Source organism: Terrimonas pollutisoli, from assembly GCF_029360765.1.
GTDB lineage: Bacteria > Bacteroidota > Bacteroidia > Chitinophagales > Chitinophagaceae > Terrimonas_B > Terrimonas_B pollutisoli.
Map to the genome: position 1 here is coordinate 221,074 of NZ_JARKNA010000006.1, position 24,929 is coordinate 246,002.

The 24,929-nt window shown below is 41.2% G+C and carries 16 protein-coding genes; 10 read left to right on the forward strand and 6 right to left on the reverse strand.

Features of this window, described 5'->3' with window-relative positions; all coding sequences use genetic code 11:
• Positions 1-5 precede the first annotated feature (5 nt).
• The gene (locus P2W73_RS13405) at positions 6-905 is read right to left on the reverse strand and encodes a diacylglycerol/lipid kinase family protein (RefSeq protein ID WP_276502563.1); all 900 of its coding nucleotides are present in this window, start codon (positions 903-905) and stop codon (positions 6-8) included.
• Positions 906-1,006: 101 nt separating this feature from the next.
• Entirely contained in the window at positions 1,007-2,071 is a 1,065-nt protein-coding gene (locus tag P2W73_RS13410; RefSeq protein WP_276502564.1) for a 3-oxoacyl-ACP synthase III family protein, read from the reverse strand.
• 140 nt (positions 2,072-2,211) lie between these two features.
• Here P2W73_RS13410 and P2W73_RS13415 point away from each other — a divergent pair, with 140 nt between their 5' ends.
• On the forward strand, positions 2,212-7,329 hold the full coding sequence (locus P2W73_RS13415; protein ID WP_276502565.1) for a translocation/assembly module TamB domain-containing protein: 5,118 nt from the start codon (positions 2,212-2,214) through the stop codon (positions 7,327-7,329).
• Between the two features lies 1 nt (position 7,330).
• Positions 7,331-9,592 carry a translocation and assembly module lipoprotein TamL gene (gene tamL / locus P2W73_RS13420; RefSeq protein WP_276502566.1) on the forward strand — a complete coding sequence of 754 codons (2,262 nt, stop codon included), beginning with the start codon at positions 7,331-7,333 and terminating at the stop codon, positions 9,590-9,592.
• Between the two features lie 349 nt (positions 9,593-9,941).
• On the opposite strand, the gene P2W73_RS13425 is transcribed toward tamL, so the two are convergent.
• Positions 9,942-11,342 (reverse strand): Gfo/Idh/MocA family protein, encoded by a 1,401-nt coding sequence (locus P2W73_RS13425; RefSeq protein ID WP_276502567.1) that lies wholly within the window; start codon positions 11,340-11,342, stop codon positions 9,942-9,944.
• 131 nt (positions 11,343-11,473) lie between these two features.
• Here P2W73_RS13425 and P2W73_RS13430 point away from each other — a divergent pair, with 131 nt between their 5' ends.
• The gene (locus P2W73_RS13430) at positions 11,474-12,604 is read left to right on the forward strand and encodes an acyltransferase family protein (RefSeq protein ID WP_276502568.1); all 1,131 of its coding nucleotides are present in this window, start codon (positions 11,474-11,476) and stop codon (positions 12,602-12,604) included.
• An 83-nt stretch (positions 12,605-12,687) separates the two neighbouring features.
• Here P2W73_RS13430 and P2W73_RS13435 read toward each other — a convergent pair whose 3' ends face one another.
• Both P2W73_RS13435 and P2W73_RS13440 read right to left on the reverse strand, forming a co-directional pair.
• Positions 12,688-13,884 carry a hypothetical protein gene (locus P2W73_RS13435; protein WP_276502569.1) on the reverse strand — a complete coding sequence of 399 codons (1,197 nt, stop codon included), beginning with the start codon at positions 13,882-13,884 and terminating at the stop codon, positions 12,688-12,690.
• 49 nt (positions 13,885-13,933) lie between these two features.
• A complete protein-coding gene (locus P2W73_RS13440) occupies positions 13,934-14,926 on the reverse strand; it encodes an alpha/beta hydrolase (RefSeq protein WP_276502570.1) in 993 nt (330 codons plus the stop codon).
• A 187-nt stretch (positions 14,927-15,113) separates the two neighbouring features.
• Here P2W73_RS13440 and typA point away from each other — a divergent pair, with 187 nt between their 5' ends.
• On the forward strand, positions 15,114-16,925 hold the full coding sequence (typA, locus tag P2W73_RS13445; protein WP_276502571.1) for a translational GTPase TypA: 1,812 nt from the start codon (positions 15,114-15,116) through the stop codon (positions 16,923-16,925).
• Between the two features lie 67 nt (positions 16,926-16,992).
• On the opposite strand, the gene P2W73_RS13450 is transcribed toward typA, so the two are convergent.
• Positions 16,993-18,912, reverse strand: coding sequence for a T9SS type A sorting domain-containing protein (locus P2W73_RS13450; protein WP_276502572.1), 1,920 nt, complete (start codon positions 18,910-18,912; stop codon positions 16,993-16,995).
• 130 nt (positions 18,913-19,042) lie between these two features.
• Here P2W73_RS13450 and P2W73_RS13455 point away from each other — a divergent pair, with 130 nt between their 5' ends.
• From P2W73_RS13455 to P2W73_RS13480, 6 genes are all read left to right on the forward strand, one after another.
• Complete coding sequence (locus P2W73_RS13455; RefSeq protein ID WP_276502573.1) at positions 19,043-19,264, forward strand: hypothetical protein; 222 nt, start codon at positions 19,043-19,045, stop codon at positions 19,262-19,264.
• Positions 19,265-19,425: 161 nt separating this feature from the next.
• Positions 19,426-21,618 carry a ligand-binding sensor domain-containing protein gene (locus P2W73_RS13460; RefSeq protein WP_276502574.1) on the forward strand — a complete coding sequence of 731 codons (2,193 nt, stop codon included), beginning with the start codon at positions 19,426-19,428 and terminating at the stop codon, positions 21,616-21,618.
• Positions 21,619-21,705: 87 nt separating this feature from the next.
• Positions 21,706-22,947, forward strand: a complete 1,242-nt coding sequence (locus tag P2W73_RS13465; RefSeq protein ID WP_276502576.1) for a histidine kinase — start codon at positions 21,706-21,708, stop codon at positions 22,945-22,947.
• A gap of 56 nt (positions 22,948-23,003) precedes the next feature.
• Positions 23,004-23,753: a LytR/AlgR family response regulator transcription factor gene (locus P2W73_RS13470; RefSeq protein ID WP_276502577.1), complete on the forward strand. Its 750-nt coding sequence runs from the start codon at positions 23,004-23,006 to the stop codon at positions 23,751-23,753.
• 338 nt (positions 23,754-24,091) lie between these two features.
• On the forward strand, positions 24,092-24,493 hold the full coding sequence (locus P2W73_RS13475; protein ID WP_276502578.1) for a hypothetical protein: 402 nt from the start codon (positions 24,092-24,094) through the stop codon (positions 24,491-24,493).
• A 153-nt stretch (positions 24,494-24,646) separates the two neighbouring features.
• The gene (locus P2W73_RS13480; protein ID WP_276502579.1) at positions 24,647-24,823 is read left to right on the forward strand and encodes a hypothetical protein; all 177 of its coding nucleotides are present in this window, start codon (positions 24,647-24,649) and stop codon (positions 24,821-24,823) included.
• The last annotated feature ends 106 nt before the right edge of the window (positions 24,824-24,929 follow it).

Sequence of the window (24,929 nt, forward strand, 5' to 3'; positions counted from 1 at the left end):
AAACCTTAGTTTGCCGGCTGAATTAACCTGAAACATTTTTTCCTGATTTCAATTTTTAGTTTTTCGGGAGTTTCCGCAGGATCCCCATCAATATGCATGGGAGCATTGCTTTTGTTTTTGATAACGATCGCTTTGGTCTGAAAATAAATAATTGGCTGATGCAGGGAACTCTCTACCTTTTTTATTTTACCGGCAAATATTTGTTTCACCAGGTTGTACAACAATATTGGCTTTGCCGATTTTTTTACGATCACAATATCCAACAGGCCATCAGCCAGCAATGCTTTTGGGGCGATGGTAAAATTATTGCCAAACTGGTTGCTATTAGCAATGCTGATAAAAAATGCTTCGGTTGAAAATTCCATTCCATTACTTTCAATGGAAAACTCGTAAGGAGAAATGGAGAAAAAATTTTTACTGACAAGCGTCGCATAGGTTTTTAATCCCCGTTTGGGTTGATGGGCAAACTCATGGGCCACTTTTGCGTCAAAACCTACTCCGCAAAGCATACAGGCAAATTGTTTGTTGACATAAAATCCGTCAATAGCTGATGCCTTACCACTGAAAATAACATCGAGTGCTTTGGCTGGTTGTTTGGAAATTTTTGCAGCTAACGCCAAACCATTGCCGGATCCGCAGGGGATAATACCAAAGTTTACATCTTCACCCATCAGGCTGCTTACTACCTGGCTCACCGTTCCATCACCGCCGGCTATTACTATATCTGTAATTTTTTCTTCTTTAATGATGGGTTGGAGAAAGGAATAATCACCACTTGCTACTGATGGAAATATATGATAAGGAATTCCCTTTTCTTTTGTTTTTTGTTCAACAAATTGCTGGAGATCTTTTTTGGTTCTGGTTCCGGAAATGGGGTTGATAATATAGATAATACGCTGCTGCATTCTTTTTCGTAGATCAAAAGGGCCACAAATGTACTTCTCACAAGTGAATTGCACCAGTAATAAATAAGCCGAAGAGCATCTACAGTTTTTCAATCGATGAACTACCACCTGATCAATACGCTACCCCAGGTGAATCCACTGCCGAAAGCTGCCAGGCAAACCAGGTCGCCTTCCTTTATTTTTCCTTGCTCCCAGGCCTCACATAAAGCAATCGGAACAGATGCCGCCGTCGTGTTACCGTATTTATCAATGTTATTGTACACCTGGTCATCCTTCAATCCCAATTTTTGTTGTACAAATTGGGCGATGCGAAGATTAGCCTGGTGAGGAATGAGTAAGCCGATGTCCGATGGTTGTTGCCTGTTGGCCGCTAAGGCTTCCATAATTACTTCAGGAAATTTTACAACGGCTTTTTTAAAAACGGTGGGGCCATCCATATTGGGAAAATTTTGCGCTTTGTCAATCATGGAATGGCTCATGAACATATCGCCAATTTCAGCATTGTTAAAATCGGCAAGCGATTCATTGGTCCAATGGTTTGCATGTGTGCCCGGATTAAACATCGCCAGTATCTCGGCACTTTCTCCATCACTGTGCAGGTGAGTACTCAGAATACCCTGAACTTGTCCTGGGCTTGTCGAAGAATCGGTTGGTTGCAACACTATTGCTCCGGCGCCATCACCAAATATCACTGATACATTTCTGCCGCGGGTACTAAAGTCGAGACCAAAAGAATGTTTTTCGCTACCAACTACCAGGATGTTTTTATACATGCCTGTTTTTATAAACTGATCGGCTACGCTGATGGCATAAATAAAACCACTGCATTGATTTCTTACATCTAAAGCACCGATCTCTTTCATCTTCATAGCCCGCTGGAGCAACACGCCGCAGCCTGGAAAATAATAATCGGGCGATAAGGTGGCGAAGATGATAAAGTCGATATCCTGTGGCGTAATGCCCGCCCTTTCAATTGCAATTTTTGATGCCTCAATACCCATGGTAGCAGTTGTTTCCCGGGTGCGATCAGCGTATCTTCTTTCCTTTATCCCGGTTCTTTCCTGTATCCATTCATCACTGGTGTCCATATATTTTATGAGATCATTGTTGGTAACAACATTCGATGGAACATACATTCCTATACCGGCAATCCTGGAACGGCGCATGGCGAGATTATTTGGAGCAATTTAGCGAATACGGGCAAATTGTACCTGTTTCACTGCAAATCGCTATACCCTTAACATTTATAGCACGATATTTTCTAATCTTAGAATGACATCTTTCGGTACCGTATAAGTTGGTAGTAATGCAGGAACAAACAGTAAAGCAAAACACCTGGAAACGTGTCGGCAAATTTTTGTTGAAAACTGTGATGTGGATTTTTTTCCTCATCCTGCTAATTTTTATTTTAATACTGACTCCGCCTGTTCAAAGCTTCATCCGAAAAAAAGTTGTCACCTACCTGGAGAATAGACTGGACACCCGGATTGAGGTGGGGAGAATCTACATCGGCCTGCCCAAAAACATTGTGCTGGAAAATATTTATGTAGAAGACCGGCAAAAAGATACGCTGCTTTCCGGTAAAAAAATAAAAGCCGACCTTGATATCTGGCGGTTGATTACCAAAAACGAAGTTGATATCAGGAGCGTTTCATTAAATAACATCACCGCTAAAGTAAAAAGACAGTTGCCTGACACCATTTTTAATTTCCAGTTTATTATCGATGCCTTTGCCACAAAAAACTCTTCCCCAGCAACCAGTGCTGATACTTCAACTTCTGCGTTTAACATAGGCTATGTTGAATTGAACAAAATAAGAATTTTGTATAATGACGTGATCACTGGCAGCGATATGGAAGCCTGGCTTGATCACCTGGATACAAGAGTGAAAAAATTTGATCCTGCGAAGTTGTTGTTTGACGTTCCTAAAACAAATATCAGTGGGTTAATAGCGAGAGTCTATCAAATAAAACCTTTGGCAAAACCGGAACCTGAAGCCAAAGACATAATTGAAGCAAAACAACCTAACCCACTTGAACTCGCTTTCAATGAAGTAAACCTTGAAAAAATAAAACTTGATTTCAAAAACGACGTCTCCGCGACCTATGCAACGATTGACCTGGGACAATTAAATGTGCAATCAAACAATATTGACCTGGACAATCGCATCATCGACCTGGAGAATATCGTATTGAATAAATCCACTACTTCCGTCAGGCTGGGTAAAAAACAGGAAACTAAAGTCGTCATCAAAGAGGTAAAACAGGAAGCCAAAAGCCAGGTAGAGGCAGGCTGGCACATACAGGTAAAATCATTAGATATCGCTGATAACAATTTTCAGTTTGATAATGATAACAATCCTAAAGTGGCGAAGGGAATGGACTATGCCCACCTGAAAGCTGATGCTTTAAACTTAAAGGCAAGTAATATTTTACTCGATGTTGATTCGATGGCCGCTAAAATCAGCAAAGCTGGTTTTAAGGAGAAAAGTGGGTTTGTGCTGAATGATCTGCAAATCGAATTTCTCTATACCGATAAAGAAACATACTTGCATGACCTTTACCTGGAAACACCCGGCACGGAGTTAAAAAGATCCGCCACCATCCGCTATGAATCGCTGGAGTCGTTGAAAAACGACATTGGTAATATGTACGTTGATTTCGATTTGCAGGACAGCAAAGTCTCGGTAAAGGATGTATTGACTTTCATGCCTGAATTGAGCCAGCAACCCGCCTTCGCTTATCCTGGCGCAGTATGGTACATAAACAGCCGCATCAATGGCCGTATCAACGAACTGAATATTGATGAACTACAATTGCAGGGATTAAGAGATACGAAGGTGGATATAGCTGGAAAGATTACAGGACTGCCGGCAATGAAAAATATGGTGGCTGATCTCAACATCCGGAATATCAGCAGTTCGAAAAGAGACATGGATCTTTTTATTCCTCAAAATATATTACCTGCTACAATCACACTTCCGTCCAGGTTTAATGCGAATGGTGCGATCAAAGGGAATAATACGCAAATGAATACTGATCTCGCTGTCAACACTGATTTGGGCAATTCAACCATTAAAGGAAGGTTTAGCCAGTTAGACGATCCAAAGCACATAGGATATAATGCAAAAATTGATACGAGATCATTGCAATTAGGAACAATAATCCAGGACAAAGAAATGTTCGGACCTGTGTCAGCTTCCGTTACAGCAAAGGGAATGGGGTTTGATCCAAAAACCGTGGATGCCGCTTTTGATGGTATTATCCATTCCGCATACATTAATCAATACACTTACAAGGATGTTCGATTCAATGGAAATATAGCCAATCAAAAAGCCAATATAAATGCAGCCATTACCGATCCTAATATTCATTTAGCGCTGAATGCAAAAGCAGACCTTAGCAAAGAGTTTCCTGGGGTGCAAGTGACTGGAATGATCGATAGCCTAAAACTGCAACCACTTCATTTTGCAACGGCCCCGGTTATTTTTAGAGGAAAGGTAGATGCCGACTTCCCGGTATCTGATCCCAATGATCTGCAGGGTAAGTTGCTGGTAACAGAATCAGTGATCGTTCAAAATAATCAACGATTACAATTGGACACCATACAGGTGCTGGCCAATCGCAGTGACAAGGGACATTCCCTGCAACTACAAAGTGATGTTATGTCTGCAATGCTGGAGGGACAATATCGACTGACCGATATAGGAACTAATTTTCAACAAGCCATTCAACCTTATTTTGCGATCGGCCCTGTAAATACTGCCACAGTAAGCCAGCCATATGATTTCACTTTAAATGCTTATGTGTTGGATAATCCAGCGTTAAAAGTGATCATTCCTTCCCTGCAACGGATCGATTCTGTTTCGGTACAAAGTCGTTTCACAAGTCAATCAGGATGGTCGGCAAAAGTAGAAGCTCCTGCATTGGATATCGGCCCCAATAAATTGAGAGAGTTTGTGCTCAATGCCGGTACGGGCAATAATGCAATCCGGCTTTCAGCGACTGCAAAAAATTTTTCCAGCGGAAAAAGCATTGTATTGGACAACACAACCATTCATGCATTGATTGCGAATAATAACATTGACTTTGCTCTCAATATAAAAGATAGGCAGGCAAGGGTTAAGTACAATGTAAAGGGCCTGTTTCAGCAGCCTACCAATGGTATTTACCAGTTTGCCATAAAACCGGATAGTTTATTATTGAATTATGATGCCTGGTCTGTTGCAGGTAACAACAAAATCATTTATGGAAAAGATGGAATAAATGCCAGCAACTTTATATTGAGTAAGAATGGTCAGAAACTGACCATCAACAGCGTCTCGTCCAGCAACAATGCACCGATGGATGTGATATTCGATCAATTCAAGCTGGCAACACTCACTGGTTTTGTCAATACGGATTCCACTTTTGCTGACGGAACAATAAACGGCAAGATCACATTTAATGATCTTGCGAAAGAACCGGTTTTCATCGGCGATTTAACCATAACAGACCTGAGTATAAAAACAGATACGGTAGGAAATGTAAAATTGCTTGTTAATAATCAAAGACCTGATGTATATAGCGCTGATATTGCGCTTAGTGGCCGGGGCAATAACGTGAAGCTAACAGGAGACTATTTTGTAAAACCGGTTGAGAGCAATTTTGATTTTTTATTGGATATTAAAGAGCTGCCAATGGCAACTGCCCAGGCTTTTTCCGATGGAATGATCAAAGAGGCTTCTGGTTCTGTCAACGGTAAGTTTACTGTAAAAGGAACGATGGCAAGACCGCTTATCAACGGCGATCTTCATTTTAATAAAACTGAATTTAACTACAGCCAGTTCAATAACCGCTTCAGCATTGACCAGGAAAAAATTAATGTAACGGAAAGAGGCTTTCGCTTTGACCGGTTTGCTATCAAAGATTCCGCCGGCAATTCGTTGATAATCGATGGTATCGCCGGTACGGATAATTTCATCAACTACAATTTTGATATGCGGATAAGGGCCAATGATTTCCGCATCTTAAACAGTACCAAAAAAGATAACAAGATTTTTTACGGCAAGCTTTATATCAATACTAACATGACGGTGAAGGGTACCGAAGAAGCTCCTGCTATTGATGGCCGGCTGGTAGTGAACGATAAAACCAACATGACTGTAGTAATACCCCAGCGGGAACCCGGCGTAGTAGATCGTGAAGGCATTGTAGAGTTTGTAGATATGGATCAGCCGGTAAATGATTCGTTGTTCTTATTAGCGTATGATTCTCTGAACACAAGTCCCTACACAGGAATGGATATCACCACCAATATCGAAGTAGAAAAAGAAGCAACATTCAGCATCATTATTGATGAAGGCAATGGTGATTTTTTAAATGTAAAAGGTGAAGCGTTGTTAGTAGGTGGCATTGATCCCAGTGGCAAGGTTACATTGACAGGTTCGTATGAACTGGAGGAGGGAACCTACAATCTTAGTTTCAATTTTATTCGCCGCAAGTTCAATATTCAAAAAGGAAGCAAAATTATCTGGGAAGGCGCTCCCACAGAAGCTTCAGTTGATATTGAGGCGATATATGTCGCCAACACGGCCCCGCTTGATTTAGTAAAAAACCAATTGGACTCTGCTTCTGCTTTTGAGAGAAATACCTACCTGCAAAAACTTCCCTTCGATGTTCATTTGAAAATGGAGGGAGAACTGTTGAAGCCGCAGATAAGCTTTGATATTATTTTACCGGAGAATAAAAGTTATGTAGTAGGCGGTGAAATTATTACGAATGTAAGAACAAGGCTTGACCAGCTGCGCCAGGATCCCGGTGAAATGAATAAACAGGTTTTCTCCCTCCTTTTATTGAACAGGTTTATGGCTGATAATCCCTTCCAGGGCAGTGGCGAAGTTCTTAATCCCTCTATGTTTGCAAGACAAAGTGTAAGTAAACTTTTAACCGAACAATTGAATCGCCTGGCGGAGAATCTGGTAGCTGGTGTTGATTTGAATTTTGATGTATTGTCATCAGAAGATTATACAACGGGGCAGCGAAGAGACAGAACCGATCTGAATGTGGGTCTTTCCAAACAATTGTTGAATGACCGGCTTACGGTTTCAGTAGGAAGCAATTTTGAGCTTGAAGGTCCGCAAAATTCCAGGCAGCAATCCAGTAACATCGCCGGTAATGTGGCCCTTGACTATCGGGTAAGCCGCGACAATCGTTACCTCTTAAGAGCCTATCGAAAGAACGAATACCAGGGTGTGATCGACGGATATATTATTGAAACCGGCGTGGCATTTATTATCACGGTTGACTATAACAAGTTCAGGGAAATATTTATTTCAGTAAGAGAAAGACAGAAACGCCGGGAGCAGAGAAGGAAACAACGGGAATTGGAAATGCAACAAAAGGCTGCCGCAGCTGACAGCACTACGTCAACAAATAATCAGTAGAATGGCAGGCAGGAATTATTTCATAAGTATCATCATTGTTTCAATACTGGCATCTTGCAGTGCTACGAAAAAGGTGCCGCCAGGCGATGCCCTTTATATGGGCGCCACAGTTGACCTCGAAGCGCCGGGCTCAAGACCAAGTTTAAAAAAAGAGTTGCGACGCGAACTCATTTCTCTTACCCGCCCAAAACCTAATCAACGGGTATTGGGAATACCCTTCAAGCTATTATTCAACAATAATAAGCTGTTAAGAAAAAAAATGGGTGAACCACCCGTCTTACTCAGTTCGGTAAATGTCGACTACAATGTAAAAGTATTGCGGAGCAATTTAGAAAACCGTGGTTATTTCCAGGCACAGGTGCAGGGAGATACAACAGTAAAAAGAAAAAGAGGACGAGCTATTTACACAGTACAGGCAGGTGAAAGATATTTTATCAGCAAGGTTGAATATATACAGGATACAAGTGCTGTGTTGCAAAGAACGATCAATGAATCATCAGCGAAAACTTTTTTGAAAGCTGGTGATCCTTTTGACCTGGCAGTGATCAAAGGTGAGAGAGAAAGAATCGATGCTTACCTGAAAGAAAGGGGCTTTTATTATTTTGACCCTGACTTTCTGATTATACAAGCGGATAGCACTGTTGGAGGTCATAAGGTGGACCTGTATGTAAAAATAAAACCCGAAACACCTGTTCAGTCAAGAGAAGTTTATACCATTAATGATGTTTTTATTTATCCCCGCTACCGGTTGCGGCCAACAGCAGGTGATACATCTAAAGCCTATGCGGAATTTTATGCCGGCTATTATCTTGTTGATTCACAAAAATTGTATAAGCCAAAGTTATTTGAACGAACTATGCAGTTTGACCCCGGTGATGTTTATAACCGTACAGACCACGGTCAAACTATCAGCCGGCTGGTAAACCTCGATCTTTTCAAGTTTGTAAAAAACAGGTTTGAACCCGTACCAGGAATAGATTCATCAAAACTCAATGCGTATTACTATCTCACACCTTTTCCCAAAAAAGCAATAAGAGGTGAGATTAACGCTAATACCAAATCAAATAACCTTACCGGTTCGTCAATTACAATTGGCTGGCGCAACCGGAATACATTGCGCGGTGGTGAGCTCTTTACGGTTGATGCGACCGGCGGGTTTGAAGTACAGGCCGGTAGTCAGTTTCGCGGGTTTAATACTTTCCGGTATGGCATTGAGGCCAACTTCGTTGTTCCCCGGTTTATCTTTCTTAAGTTGAATCCAAAGGGCGGCTTTGTACCCAAAACAAAATTTTTGCTTGGCTATGACCTGTTAACCAAACAGAAACTATACACAATGCAATCGTTCCGTGCCGGATTAGGATATAACTGGCAACAGACATTTCAAAAAGAACACCAATTCAATTTTATCAGCATCAATTATGTGCAGCCTCTTTTGATAACTGATTTATATAAAGACAGTGCGGCTAAAAATCGTACGTTGCTGAAGGCGATAGAAGATCAATTTATTTTAGGAACTAACTATAATTACAATTACAATCAATTGCAGGGAAAGCCCGCTATGAGTGGTGGTTTATATTTCAATGGTAATGTTGACCTGTCAGGAAATGTAGCTGGCTTATTATCCGGCGCCGATGCTAAGAATGGAAAGGTAAAGGAGATATTCAAGGCGCCATTTTCCCAATACATAAGGTTAGAAGCAGATAACCGCTATTACAGCAAATTGTCAAAGACCACGGTGTGGGCCAATCGTCTTATCCTTGGCTTTGGCCTACCTTATGGCAATTCTATGCAGTTGCCTTATATCAAACAATTTTTTGTGGGCGGAACTAACAGCATCCGTGCATTTCGCAGCCGCTCTATTGGTCCGGGTACTTATAGAGATACCGTTATCACCACCTTCTTACCCGATCAGTCAGGCGATATAAAACTTGAACTGAATACGGAGTTGAGACAAAAGTTAAGCGGCTTTTTACACGGCGCATTGTTTGTTGACGCCGGTAATATCTGGCTTTATAATGATGAGCCATTAAAACCCGGCGCTAAATTCACGGGCAAGTTTTTGAAGGAAATGGCAGTGGGCGGTGGTGTCGGTTTACGGTTTGATATATCCTTCCTGGTTGTCAGGCTGGATGTGGCCATACCTTTCCGCAAACCCTGGCTGCCGGCAGGAAAGCGCTGGGTGTTTAATCAATTTGATTTTAGCAATTCTGCGTGGCGAAAGGAAAATATCATCTTCAATTTAGGAATCGGTTATCCATTCTAAGGAACGATCATCCTGACAAAGGCTTTGGTGTAAACGGGAAATCGTTGTATAAGCACCTATAATTCGTAAAATGGCGATAAGTTGCTTTCGGAGAATTACCATTTTACTGGTAAAAAGTAAATTTTTTGCGCCAATCATTTGAATAAAGAAAAATCGTGAACCACCTTTGTATTGTTGATCACGTATCCATCCTTCCGCTGAAAAAACCAATTGATTTTCCAATATCTTATTATAGATCCATACCTGTGAAGACAAAAAATTGAGCTCTGTTGAGTAAGATCATTTGATAAAGGCCGGCATCCCCGGTCTTTATTTATTTAATCAACTTTTTGAATGCAGGTAAGTTCTTTTACATTTTAATGTCCATCACTTTATGATGAAGGCGGCTTTCCTCCGCCATAAAACACATGATATGGCTCTCAATGGAAGCATCAATAGTGGAGGTTAACAAGTTGGGGTTATGCTGTGCTACCGCTTGTATCCAATCCGATACCATACGCCAGTCGCCACCACCATGTCCTTCATTTTTATAGTTGTTGACTTCGTTTGTTTTGGTATGATAGATCTTGGATTTATTGGTGCGAAAGTCATATATCTTAAATTGGTTCATATCGCCTTCCAGGTAGCCCATGCTTCCCATTACCCGGGTGCGACGGCCGCCCCATGGTGTAAAGGCCTCCATATTGAATGTGGCCGTGATACCATCATCAAACAAGATATTGGTAGTATAATGATCGCATTGATCATTTTCCATCCGATACACGCAGCGTCCGTAGTTGGTAGTTTTTAAATAGTTCAAAATAGCGGCATCTTGCTTTTTCTTTTCTTTTGGCAGGTCAAAGACATATGTTCTTTGTCTTTCACGGTAATAAATTTTCAATGCGGAATAAGGACATTTGTTTTCAATAGCGCAACCATCTGTACATCGTTCCTTGCTGCCTTGTGGCGCATTTTCTTTTTTAAACCATTTTAAATTACCAAAGGCCTGTATTTTTTTTGAATCTTTTCCCAGCATCCATTTCAAAACATCAAGATCATGGCATGATTTGGCAAGAATGATGGGTGTTGTTTCCTTGCTATTGTGCCAATTGCCGCGAACATAAGAATGACTCATGTGTACATGATCGATCGGTTCCAAGTGCTGCAGGCTGATAATATCACCTATAGTTCCGGATTGAATCAATTCTCTTAATTTAATAAAATACGGTGCATATCGCAGTACATGGCACACGGCAACAATACGGCCGGTTTTTTTAGTCAGTTCTAAAATATCACGACATTCCTTTTCACTGGGTGAAATAGGTTTTTCCAGCAACACATCATAGCCTTGCCGCAAAGCTTCCATGCAAGGTTCATAATGCAATTGATCCGGTGTACTGATGATGACGGCATCAGCAAATTTTTGCTTCGAAAAAACCTCTTTCCAGTTGCTGAAACAATTGGTCCGGGAAATATTATGTTTCACAGCAAAATGTTCATTTCGCAGCTGGTTAGGATCTGCCACACCAACAATCTTTAATTGCTCGGGATATTCAATGGCGTAGTCGCCATATACGTTTCCCCTGGCACCTGCGCCTAATACAATAGCTGTAACCGGTTTTGCTAATTGTTTATAAAGCGGATTATCGGGAAGAATAAGGGGCTCACCCGTTTCATTTTTTGCCCAAAGGGAAAATGGGAAAAAACTAGTACCGATGCTAATGCCAAATCGCTTTAATATGTTTCGCCTGGACCAGCGGGATGAATCCATAGTGTGAAGGTTTACTGACAGGTACGCCAACAAAGTTATCTAGCTAACCATCATCGTACCAAAAAATGAGGAGAATTTTAATACAGGGCCTGCATCAAATTATTAATTATATTGGGAAGTAACTTCTGCTTATGAATAAGCCTTCGCAACGTTTCCTGGCTCTTGACATCTTCCGTGGCATGACGGTTTGTTTTATGATCATCGTTAATACAGCCGGAAATGGTGCAACTACCTATGCTCCGCTCCAACATGCCGAGTGGCATGGGTTTACGCCGACCGATCTTGTGTTTCCTTCTTTTATGTTTGCGGTGGGTAATGCCATGGCGTTCGCAATGACAAAATGGGAAAAACTTTCACAAAGGCAGGTGCTGGCAAAAATATTTAAAAGAACATTGATCATTTTCCTGCTGGGCTTCCTGATGTATTGGTTTCCCTTTGTTCATTATAACGATCAGCATCAAATCATTGGCAATCCATTTAATCATACAAGAGTGATGGGTGTGCTGCAGCGTATTGCACTCGGCTATTGCTTTGCTTCTTTGATGGTTTATTATTTAAAACCAAGACAAGTATTTGGCTTGTCCATTGCTTTCTTATTGGCTTATTGGTTCATTTTGTTATTGTTTGGTGAAGTTGGTGATCCTTATAATATGTTGACCAACGCCGGAACAAAACTGGATCTGTGGTTGCTGGGCTCTGACCATCTCTATCATCGTAGAGGGGTGGCTTTTGATCCCGAAGGGATTTTAGGTACGCTTCCTTCAATTGCAAACGTAACGTTGGGCTGGTATGCCGGCCGATGGCTACAGTTGAAGGGAAAAGAATATGAAGGTTTAACCAAGTTATTGCTGGCCGGGTTTCTGGCGATAGCATTGGCCCTGTTATGGAATCCCTTTTTTCCTATCAATAAGAAATTATGGACCGGCAGCTTCGTGTTGGTTACAGTAGGTATTGACTGTGTTGTACTCGCTGTCCTGATCTATATCACCGACTTTTTACAAAAAAGAAAATGGGCCTATTTCTTTGAGGTATTTGGAAGAAACCCCTTGTTTATTTACCTGGTGTCAGAGTTGTTGGTAATACTTTTATGGTTTTTTGGTGTTGGTGAAAATTATCAGCCTTTGTATCAATGGATCTTTGAAAATATTTTCAGCCATACCGGCATGTATTTTGGCTCTTTTCTTTTTGCGGTAAGTTTTATGCTACTGTGCTGGCTGATTGGATATATAATGGACAGGAAGAAGATTTATGTCAGGGTTTGATCAGGGATTGACAGTTGAAGGTGAAAGATGCAAAATTTCTTTTCCAAATTTTCCAATTTATCCAAAAACGGTGTTTACTCCTTCTACCTTCTTTTGTCCCGCCTCCCCGGTTTTTTTTCAGCGAAAAAATCTTCAAAAAAATCATCGTCCATCCCATCGATTTCGTCACCGAAAAAAAACGGATTCTCCACTGGCAGGAGTTGATGTGTTTGTATAGTTCCCAATATTTTTTTAAATGCACCTATGTCGGCGAAATCGTTAATATCTTTTTTTGTGTCGCTTATTTGAGCAGTGAGATACATCTGCTCCCGCAGAATGAATTGTTCAAACAGGGGCCAGGCATTTTTGCGGGTTATAAATCCCATGTTCATATTTTCAGCTTCCCATTTTATGGCACCTATTTTATCCCGTAGTTCTGTATCCTGTTTTTTCAGGATACCGATATAGTCACTCAATACATGGTCATTTTTTAATTTATGATCCTTTTCATCAACAGCGTGAAAACCTATTTCCTGCTGGTATAAATGAAGAAGGGTGTAAAAGTCGTTGTGTTCGTATGCGGCTGTTACCTTTTTTAATTTTTCGGTTTTCTCAATCCGCAAGTTATCGTCCGGCTCAATGTCAGGATGAAGCTTTCTGACCAATTGCGTATAGAGCATCTTCCAGCTTTTGCGAAGCAATTCGGCTTTTTCCGCCAGCTTTTTATTATTGCCGTTATAGGATTTGTGTTTGGAATTCGAAAAATTTTCTTTGCGCCGCTCGTTTATTTCTTCCGCCAGTTTACTTTGGAGCTTTTCGCCCATTTGCGAAAAATTGGACAGGTCGATGTCTTCATCATCCACATCAACGCCAAAGGCGGAAGAAAACATACTTTTCAGCATTTCTCTTCCCATAAGCTTTTCTTCTTCACTCATACCTTTTTGTTGAAAGGCCATGTATTTGGAAGCTATCCGCTTTACTGCATCCAGATTTTCACCCGCATCTACTAAGCCGGTTATATTCAGTATCATCTGCGCTGTTTTGTCCTGCTGGACCTTCTTCAGTTTGCCAGACTCAAAATGTGCGTCGAGAAGTTTTATAAGCTCAAAACTAACATCGGCGAATTCTTTTTTATAGAGATGTAGTTTTTCTTCATAACCGGCAACCATTTTTCTAAAAAGGGCTTCCAATGCCTGCAGGTCATTTCTCCTTTTTTCCAAAGAGAGAATGAGCTTATTAAATTCCAATTGTTTTTTTGAGAGTGTATTCCCGGATTGTTTGATAACGAGCAGCTCGGACATCTGTTGTTTGATTTTGGCAAAAATAACAGCACTCTGAAAAGAAAAAATATTAATGAGCTGTCATGTGGAGAACTTCTGTCGCAAATTTTTCACATTCATCTGATACGGTTTTCACATCTTTCGATTTTATATAAGAGCCAATAACATGCTCACCCGCATTGGGTACTGTTACTTCTTTTTTTAAACTGTCGGGAGTGCCCAGTTGCCTGAACATTCTTTTCATGGCTGATACTTTTACTGTCTTATCCTGGTGTTCCTCATCTTTATAATAGTACAGCAATAATACAGGTTGTTTTATTTTTTCAAATACTGATGCCTTCATCGTTGTTTCCAGCAGCTCCTGCATTTCTGTTATGGATTCCATCCTGTATTTATTATACCAATATTGTTTTTCAAGAGCTGCAGAGTCATCGGTAATATTGTATTTACCTTTTACCAACCGGGCTATCTGCAATCCCCAATGGTTGTTTGCTACCCAGGCAAGCGGATCATTAATAGCTATATTGGGAGAAAGTAATATAAGGCCGAAAATTTCAGGATACTCCGCTGCCAGTTTCAGTGCTAAAGTACCGCCGGTAGAAGTACCTATAAGGATTACTTTTTTCCCTAATTGCTTACCTATGGCGTAAGCTTCTTTAGCGGAATTCCAGAGTTTATCTGCAGTCAGGCTCACCATCGTTTCAGTAGTATCTATGCCATGTTCTGCAAGCCGGGATAAATAAAGGTTGCAGCCAAATGTTTTGGCAAATTGTTGATGGACAGGATCACCTTCTTCCTGGCTGGCTGAAAATCCATGGAGATAGACGACCGCATAATCTGTTTTGCTCTTTGTTGAATCATTAAACCACACGATCCTGGCCTCATTGTCAGGTTTTAAAGTATGCTTTGATTCCTGGTTCGCAATATATTGTTCAATTGCCGAAGGGCTGGAAGGAATCGCCGGAAGATGATTATTATACTTTGGAAGCTGCGGCCGCGGTCCAAGAAAGTAGACGATGATCAACAGTAATAGAATGAGCCCTAGCCATTTAACAAATTTCATCGGAGCTATTTTTATAAAACTACATTAAAACCCTGTTTTTAACAGGTTAAGCCCTTATTAATTATTCGTTTCGTTTGCTCCCCCCGTTTTATTGATGTAGCTTTGCAGCCTCAAAAAAAAGGGCTTCTGTCGTCACTTATGAAGGTTTAAACATGAGTGTTTTACTGCAAGGCTCAAAACTTCAAACATGGAAATAAGAAACATCGCCATCATTGCACACGTTGACCACGGTAAAACTACATTGGTTGATAAGATATTACATGCGACCAAGGTTTTTCGTGACAACCAGGAAACCGGTGAGTTGATCATGGACAGCAATGACTTGGAACGTGAACGCGGCATCACCATTTTTAGTAAAAATGCTTCGGTTACCTATAAAGACGTAAAAATTAACGTAATCGACACGCCGGGTCACGCCGACTTCGGTGGAGAAGTAGAAAGGGTGTTGAAAATGGCCGATGGTGTGATCCTGTTGGTGGATGCCTTTGAGGGGCCAATGCCACAAACCCGCTTTGTGTTGCAAAAAGCTTTACAACTAAGTCTGAAACCAATTGTGGTTATCAATAAAGTAGACAAGCCAAACTGCCGCCCCGATGAAGTACATGATGCTGTGTTCGAGTTATTCTTTAACCTGGATGCATCGGAAGAACAGCTTGATTTCCCTACTTATTATGGCTCGGGAAAAAATGGCTGGTTCAATGATTCATTGACGCAAATTGATAACATCAATCCTCTATTGGATGGTATATTAAAGTACGTACCAGCCCCGAAAGTGAATGAAGGACCTTTGCAAATGCAGATCACGTCGCTGGATTATTCTTCTTTCCTCGGTCGTATAGCGGTAGGAAAAGTGAGTCGCGGTTCGATAAAGGAGAATCAGCCGATCGCTTTGCTCCAGGCAGATGGATCAGTCAAAAAAATGAGGGTGAGAGAATTATATGTGTTTGAAGGAATGGGCAAAAAGAAAGTGACTGAAGTGTTGGCGGGTGATCTTTGCGCAGTGGTTGGAATTGAAGATTTTAATATCGGTGACACTATTGCGGATGCGGAGAATCCCGAAGCATTACCGGTTATTAGTGTAGATGAGCCGACAATGAACATGTTGTTTTCTGTAAACAATTCTCCGTTTTTTGGTAAGGATGGAAAGTTTGTAACCAGCCGTCACCTGCGTGACAGGTTGATGAAAGAAACCGAAAAAAACCTGGCGCTGAAAGTAATGGATAGTGAGGAAGGTGATAGCCTGGTTGTTTACGGTCGGGGTATTCTTCATTTGGGTGTATTGATTGAAACCATGCGCCGTGAGGGTTATGAATTGACTGTAGGTCAACCTCAGGTAATTGTAAAAGAGGTTGATGGCAAAAAATGTGAGCCTTATGAAACGCTGGTGGTGGATGTGCCGCAGGAATTTGCCAGCAAAGTAATTGACCTGGTAAGCCGCAAAAAAGGTGAAATGCTGGTGATGGAAACAAAGGGTGAAATGCAACACCTGGAGTTTGATATTCCTTCAAGAGGTTTGATCGGTCTTCGTACGCAAATGCTGACTGCTACTACGGGTGAAGCGGTAATGGCCCATCGCTTTAGTGAATATAAACCTTGGAAAGGACCGATCCCCGGAAGAAATAATGGTGTTCTGCTTTCAAAGAACACAGAGAAAACGACCGGTTATTCTATTGATAAATTACAAGACAGGGGTACCTTTTTCGTAGATCCGGGTGAGGAAGTGTATGCAGGTCAGATCATTGCAGAAAACATAAAACCAGGTGACCTGGTGGTAAATGCAACGGAAGGAAAAAAATTAACCAACCACCGTGCAAGCGGTAGTGATGATGCTACCCGTATCGCTCCAAAAACGTTGATGACCCTGGAAGAGTGTATGGAATATATTCAGCAGGATGAGTGCATAGAAGTGACGCCTAATTTCATTCGTATGCGTAAGGTGATCCTGGATGAAAACGAAAGATTGAAACAAAGCAAAAAGATGAGTGCTGAAGCAGTATAAATTTGTTACATGAAAAAATATAAGAGCCGGTTCGTTCGAACCGGCTCTGTTTGTTTATAATTGCATCTCAGTAGATTGATAGTTTTTTCAGCGCATCCCCAATTTTCAGAAGGTAAATGCCGGCAGGCAGAACGGGTAAGTCAACTTCAAGGCTAACTGGTGATGGAGTGATATTTTTTTGCCAAAGTAATTTTCCAGAAACGTCCAGCAGCCAGATATTGTGAACAGTAGAAACATCGCCGGTGATATAGAGTTTGTTTTTAGCGGGATTGGGATAAACATTAACTCTGTTTGCTGGTAGATCGGTATAAACTTTTTGAATGACAGAGTAGGTTATTGCGCCGCTATGTTCGATTATTTTTAGTCTGTAATAATTTACTCCTGTCTTTGGAGACAGATCTAAGTCTTTATAAGTTGAGATGGTTTCAATTGCCCGCTGTTGATTGATAGCAATCCAGTTGTAACCATCGGTCGATCGTTCGATAATATAAGTTTCTACAATATCGGGTTGAGCTACCTGCCAGCTCAATTGGACTTGATTATTAATATAGCGGGTTTTGAAATAAACTATTTCAACCGGGAGCAATAATGTGCAATAGTTACTGATAAGTACAGTTGAACTGAAGTATGCATAGCTGGTAGAAATCTGGCCAACAGTTCCTGCAACTCCTGGAACAGCTGTAACACAAGTAGCCGAGCGTCGCGATTCGACTCCTCCATTTCCGGCCGTGGTTGTAACTCCTGATGCCGGGCCTGATCCCGAAAAATAAATTGCGCCACCGCTTCCGCCACCACCGCCACCATAGCATCGGCCATTAATTACGCCGTCATCCGAAGCTCCTCCATTTCCCCCATTTGCCTCAATGGTCACAGAACCAACATAGTTGGTAACGTCCATGAGCAAGGTGCCTGCCGCACCGCCACCGCCGGCGCCATCACCTCTTGAAGGTCCGCCTGTTTGGCCATCGGCACTGATTTTTTTACTATTTCCCACAAGATTTTTTGCTTCAATAAAAATAATGCCTCCACCATGACCACCACCCCGCGAATTACTGAAGCCATTATTAGTATGACCGGCACCACCTCCGCCACCCAGAAATACTTTTGTTCCGCTATAGTTGCCCAACGCTTTTCCAGCTCTTCCCGGCATTGAGATTTCGCAGCCAGCAGAACTTGAATTTCCACCTCCAATTCCACCCGCCGACAGGTTAGCCCCACCGCCTCCACTGTTGTTGTGATTATTGCCACCACCACCACCACTTGCAGGTGCGCCTCTGCCACCGCTAATGGAGGCTGCTACTGTTGCTACGCCTTCGCCCTTGAATGCTCCGTCTTGAGGACTCAAATCATTAGCATTATAAGCATAATCATTTGCGGGAGAGAAATCCGAACAATCGCCACTACTTAATAAAAACTCACCTCCTTTGAATCCGGCAGAGTCTGCTGATATTGGCTCATTTAATACAAGATCTTCCGCTACACTCACGGCTAAAACCCCTCCAATGCCAGTTGCATTATCCCAGGGGGCCGCTTTCAATGTATCAACTACAGTCGCAGAAACATATTGGGGTATTTTAACCAACTGCACTTTGCCCGATATAGTGTATTGGTTTAATAACATGTAAATGAGAAAAACAGAATCGCCTATTACGGTACAAACTTTTCCGATTTCATAATTACCAGCATTGTTAAGACTTGTGGTGTCACCAAATGAACTTGAATTGGCGTTGGTATTAATTGATGCTCCTTTCATTTGGATCAACATCACTTTATCATTATAGTTTAAACCCGAAGGATTTGTAACACGAACACAAGCTTTAGAGGGTACGATTTCAGTAACGCTGAAATAGCTGTTTACCACGCCACTAATCGAAGTGTTTTGGGAGTACAATGTTGAATTTATGAGGCCAAATAAAAGAAGTAGTGCAAATCCGGTCAGCTTTTGTTTTGCTGCAGGGGAAAGTAGAGGATATGTTCCGGATTTCATATAAAGAAAAATACAAATTATTTTTTTCTTTATATAGTTCTCACAAATATTTCCTGTATCTCATAATTAAAGTTTGCTGGGTCCGCATTATAGTCTTCTGTTCAGTAATTTTGCTTCAAACAGAGTCGTCATGACAAAGGGGTTATTGGTTGGTTTTTTTATTTTTTGTTTGCTTTTTTTAATCGAAGGATCAGCTACTGCTCAATGCTCGATCTGTACGAAGACGGCCCAGCAGTTGGGTGAAGGTCCTGCCAAGGGGCTCAACGGAGCCATACTTTACCTGGCATTTGCCCCTTTTCTTATCATTGGCTATATCGGCTATCGCTGGTGGAAGAGTAATCGTGACGCTTGATCTTAACTCCCTCAACCACTGACTCAATGATTCTGCCGCTGACTCAATGTTTTTGCAGGCGGTTACCAAATAGGTTAATTTTATGGAAGGCATAAAAGCCCCTGTTTTTGGATCTTCATCACCATAAAAAAATCCTTCTTTTTTTAAGCTTTTGTTTTTTAGTGCCCGGTAAAACAGGATCTCAGTCACTTTCTTTTAATAACATAAATACTTCAGACGGGCTATCAGAAAATAATGTTCGCTCAGTAGTCATTGATAAAAAGGGGTTTTTGTGGATAGGAACGATTGACGGTTTAAATGTGTACGATGGTTATAGCGTCAATACGTTTAAAAAAGAAAGCTATCCCGAGATGGCTTCTAATAATGTTATTCATTTAACCTGCGATAGCCGCAACAGGTTGTGGCTAGGTACATACGACGGTGTTACTTATCTGGATGAAAACAGGGACTTTCAGCGGTTAGTTTTGAACGACTCCGTTACGAAATTTGGTTGCCGAACCATTATGGATACAAAGGCGCTGGGCCCGGTTATTTATACCAGCCTTGGCCAGTTTTTTTTTAATGCAGTAACCAAAAAATGGGAAAAGATTGATTGGATACCGCCACAACTCAGGTATGAGCGGTTTCATGATGCAGAGCCATTCGATGATAACCAGATTATTTATGCCACGGACAGCCTGATACTACTGGTAGATTATGCCAATAAAAAAATTACTTATCAACAGCCCTTTAAAGCCGTTTTTAGTTTATGCCGTTATAGCGATCATGAATTGGCGGTAGGATTACAACACGGCAAAGTTCAGATCGTCGATATTCAAAAAAATAAGATTGTAAAAGAGTACCAGCTTACAAGTGAGCTCAATAAGAAAAAGGTAAACTCTACTATTACGGAAGTAAGACCAGCGGCGAATGGTAATCTTCTTGTTTCAACCGATTATGCAGGACTGGTGATTATCGATAGAAACGGAATTTTTTCCCATTATAAACACAATCCCATTGAATCTAATTCGGTTGGCGCCAACCTCATCTGGCGGGTTTTAGGTGCAAATAACGGTGATATTGTAGTGGGCACTAATACAGCGGGAGTTAGCGTGGCGAATATTTTTAACAGGCAAGCCAGTTATGTCCGCATATTTAATGACCAGCACGGAAATTTTTATGATAGTTATATCTCCGAGATTAAAGAGGGTACGAATGATGTCCTATGGATAGGCGCATTGGAAAGACTCATTCGCTGGGACCGGGGAAAAAATACAACTCAGTTTTTTTATTACTACGCTGCGCCGATCTGGACCGGTTCACAGAATGTAGAAATTCGTTCTTTATGTATCGATAAGTTTGGCCGTGTATGGGTAAGTGCTTTAGGCGATGGCATTGCCATATTAAATGAAACATCAGGCCAGTTTAAAAAAATTCCCCGGGATACATCCTTAAGTAATGCTGTAAAAAGTGATTATATCTTCAGTCTCTACGCAGCGTCAGATGGCGCCATTTGGGCTGGTACCAGCGCCGGATTTTATACAATAGATCCCTCCAGTTTAAAAATAAAAACATATACTAGTCATCCTCTTTTAAAGAAGGTTCATGGGTTTAGAATAAACTCATTCCTGGAAGATAAAAGGGGCAATATGTGGATAGCCACCTTTAAAGGAATATATCATTATAATCAAAAGGAGAACCGCTTGGACAGCATAACTGAAAATCAGGGACTCGCCTCCAATCTGTGCTACACCCTTTTCCAGGATGATAAGGAACGAATATATGTCGGCACACTCAAGGGCTTTAGCATCATTGACAATGGCAAAGTAACTACCTACAACAAAACGAATGGTTTAAAATATGATTATTGTGAGGGGATTACCCAGGATAACCAGGGTAAGATCTGGATCGCCAATACCAAATGTATTATCCGCTTTGATCCTGAAAAGGGAGCTATGAAATATTTTGATGAAAATTCCGGGCTTTCGTCAGAGGGGTTTAGAATGGGAAGTGTTTTAAAAACCAAATCGGGTGAATTATTCTGGGGCGGAAGAGCCGGTATTAATTACTTTTCACCAGACCAAATGATTACAAGGCCGGCAGATTTAAAACTGACGATTTACCAGGCGGAAATGCAGGATTCCGTTATCAATCTTTACAGTCATAATGACCTTTCGCTCAAGTATGACAATAACAATATTATTTTCCGTTTTTCCGCCATTAACCTGAAAGGATCCCGAAATATCCAATACCAATATAAGCTGGAAGGTTACGATAAAGAATGGCAAACCGGCATTGATACACGGCAGGCACGTTATTCATCACTGCCAGCAGGCGATTATACTTTCAACGTCAAAGCTAGTCTTGATGGCTGAACCTGGGTTAACGTCGCCAACAAAATAAACCTTTCGGTCATTCCTCCCATATGGCAACGCTGGTGGTTTATAGGCGCCTTTATTTCTTTGTTGATTGGTACCATCTATTGGGTCGTTTCCAACCGGAATAAAAAAATTGAGGAGCAGCGGGAAGAAATAGAAACCGAACAGGCGATCAATTACTTTGCTTCCAGCCTTTCTGAGCAACAAACAGAAGAGGATATTCTTTGGGATGTTGCAAGAAACTGTATAGGCCGGCTTCATTTCGAAGATTGCGTTGTTTATTTATTGGATGAGGAAAAAAATATACTTGTTCAAACGGCTGCGCACGGTCCCAAAAGTCCGTTACAATTTGAAATCACCAGTCCAATCGTATTGAAACTTGGTGAAGGAATTGTTGGCAGTGTAGCGCAAAGTGGAAAGGCGGAGATCGTGAACGACACATCTAAGGATGGCCGGTATATTGTGGATGATGAGCAAAGGTTTTCTGAAATCAGTGTACCAATCATTTATAATGGAAAAGTTTTGGGAGTGATTGATTGCGAGCACTCAAAAAAAAGGTTTTTTACTCAAAAGCATTTGTCGATTCTTACCACTATTGCGTCCTTGTGCGCCAATAAGATTGTCAGAGCCAGGGCAGAAGAAGACAAAAAAGAGGCACAGCGAAAATTAATGAGTACTCAACAAAAAATGACAGAAGTGGAAATGCAGGCATTAAGGGCACAAATGAATCCCCATTTTATTTTCAACTGCTTAAATTCCATAAACAGGTATATTGTTAAGAGTGATCAGACAACCGCTTCTTTATATCTTACCAAGTTTGCCAAACTGATTCGCCTTATCCTGGATAACTCCAATTGCAAAAATGTTGTGCTCACCAATGAACTGGAAGCATTGAAGCTGTATATAGAAATGGAGGCATTGCGGTTTGACAGAAAGTTTACCTATGAGATAAAGGTTGAGCCCAACCTTGGCCCCGATACCATCGAATTACCGCCGCTAATCATCCAACCCTACGTGGAGAATGCAATATGGCATGGCCTGTTGCACAAAGAAAACAATGGTCACCTCAGCATCAGGGTAGCCATGGCCGGCGAGTCCATGCTGCAATGTACCATTGAAGATAATGGCGTCGGCAGGGAAAAAGCAAAGGAATTAAGAAGTAAAACAGCTACTTCCAGAAAATCACTGGGAATGCAATTAACGGAAAACAGGTTGACCCTTCTCAACAAACATGCCCAGTTAAATGCGAGTGTAGAAATAATCGATTTGGAAAACGGGAAAAGCGGGGCGGCAGGAACAAAGGTCATTTTAAAAATTCCAGTATAATGACAGCTGGTTGATGATACAGTACGGATTAAAAAAATAAACTCAAAAAAATAGATATGATACGGTGTATATTAATTGACGATGAAAGTAATAGCCTCGAAATGATGGAATGGCTGCTTAAAACCTATTGCCCCCAGGTACAGATCGATGCCATGTGTAATGCGGCCAGCAAAGGAATTGAGGCGATCAACAAGTACAGGCCTGACCTCGTTTTTCTGGATATTGAAATGCCACATATGAATGGATTCGACATGCTGGAGCAATTTGATAAATTGTTTTTCGATGTTGTTTTTTGTACCGCTTACGATCAGTTTGCGATTAAGGCGTTTAAATATAGTGCTCTAAATTATCTTTTAAAACCGGTTGACCCCGATGACCTGAAAGAAACAATCCGCCGCATTGAAGAGAGGAGGTCGTCGCCTTCTAAGGAACAGATCGAATTGCTTTTTCAAAATATCAAACAAACCGCCAAGCCCCCTGTACAGCGTATTGCCCTGACAACAGGGGACGGAATGATCTTTGTTCCCACTAACGAAATTCTTTATTGCCAGGCAGAAAGCAACTATACCAGCGTGGTATTGGTGGGAGGTAAGAAAATTTTGGTGTCAAAAGTGTTGAAAGATATTGATGAAGCGTTGAGCGGCCCTGACTTTTTCCGCATTCATAACTCATATCTCATCAATCTGAATCACATCAGGAAATATGTTCGGGGTGAAGGAGGCTATCTCATTATGGACGATGGCGCCAACATTAGTATTTCCAGGAGTAAAAGACAGGAATTTATGGACCAGTTTTCAAAGTTTTAGTATCCCCTGCTTGTTTTTTTGTCAACCACATAAGTAATTTGGCAATCTACTCAACGAATGTTTTATTTCGGGGAAAGCTTTTCTAATTTTACGGTACAAATTTTTACAACATTCAATAGCAACGGTGTTGCTTTGCAAAATACTAATAGGGACGGTGTTGAGTTGGCGGTTCGGTTGCGGGCCGCTTTTTTTATTTGTAAAAATGCAGTCTGCAAACGGCTCAATAAAATCACCAACTACACAGATCCACTAGTTTCCGATCCCACTTTGACAATAGCTTTACGCTTTCATTAATCATTAACCCTGTCTGCCGACAGGCAGGCATTAAACATTCCAACATGAAAATTTCAAGAATTATTCTTGTCAGTGCTATTGCATTGACTGGATTTATCTCCTGCAGTAAAGACAAGACAAGTAAGCAATCTAAGCAATCAGAAACGATTGAGGGCCGCTGGGAAGGCACTTATGTTAATCAGGCTTCCGGCAATAGCTTCTACTACAGCTTGAACATTAAAGCCGGTGGCGTTATTGAAGAACTAAATGCTTCCGGGCAAAAGCTTGGCCAGGGCACCTGGGAAATGGAAAATAATATCCTTACTGCTCATTACAAATGGACCAGCGGAAGTGAATACTCCATCATCGCTGCTTTTTACAAAGAAACAGGAAAGCTTCTCGGCGATTGGGGCTATGGCAATAGTGCGACAAATGGCGGTACATGGCAGATGCAGAAAGCTGACTAGTTTTTGATCAGCAAAAAGCATTTATACTAAAAATTCGATCGGGTCATTCAACCACGCAATATTGTCAACGAAGCACTCAGTATTTCCTGAGGCCACGTTTTACAAAACGATTTTGATGCGATCAACAACATTAACCTTTTAAACCTTAGAAAAATGAAAATCATTAGGAGCCTTGCTGTAGCTTTATTACTAACAGCTTCTTTTGTTGCCTGCAAAAAGGACAACACACCTCCACCATTTACAATCGAAGGAACATGGGAAGGAAAAATTGGAACCGGAAATGCTACACCCTCTGGTCAGTATGCCTTAAGGGCATCTCTAAAAACCTAAGGTACGATGCAATGTTTTACAAAGAATTATTGTCCTGGACTAAAACTTTTTCGATGTCAAAATCAAGAGGATTATTCGATGAGCAAATTCGATTGGAGAAATTGAG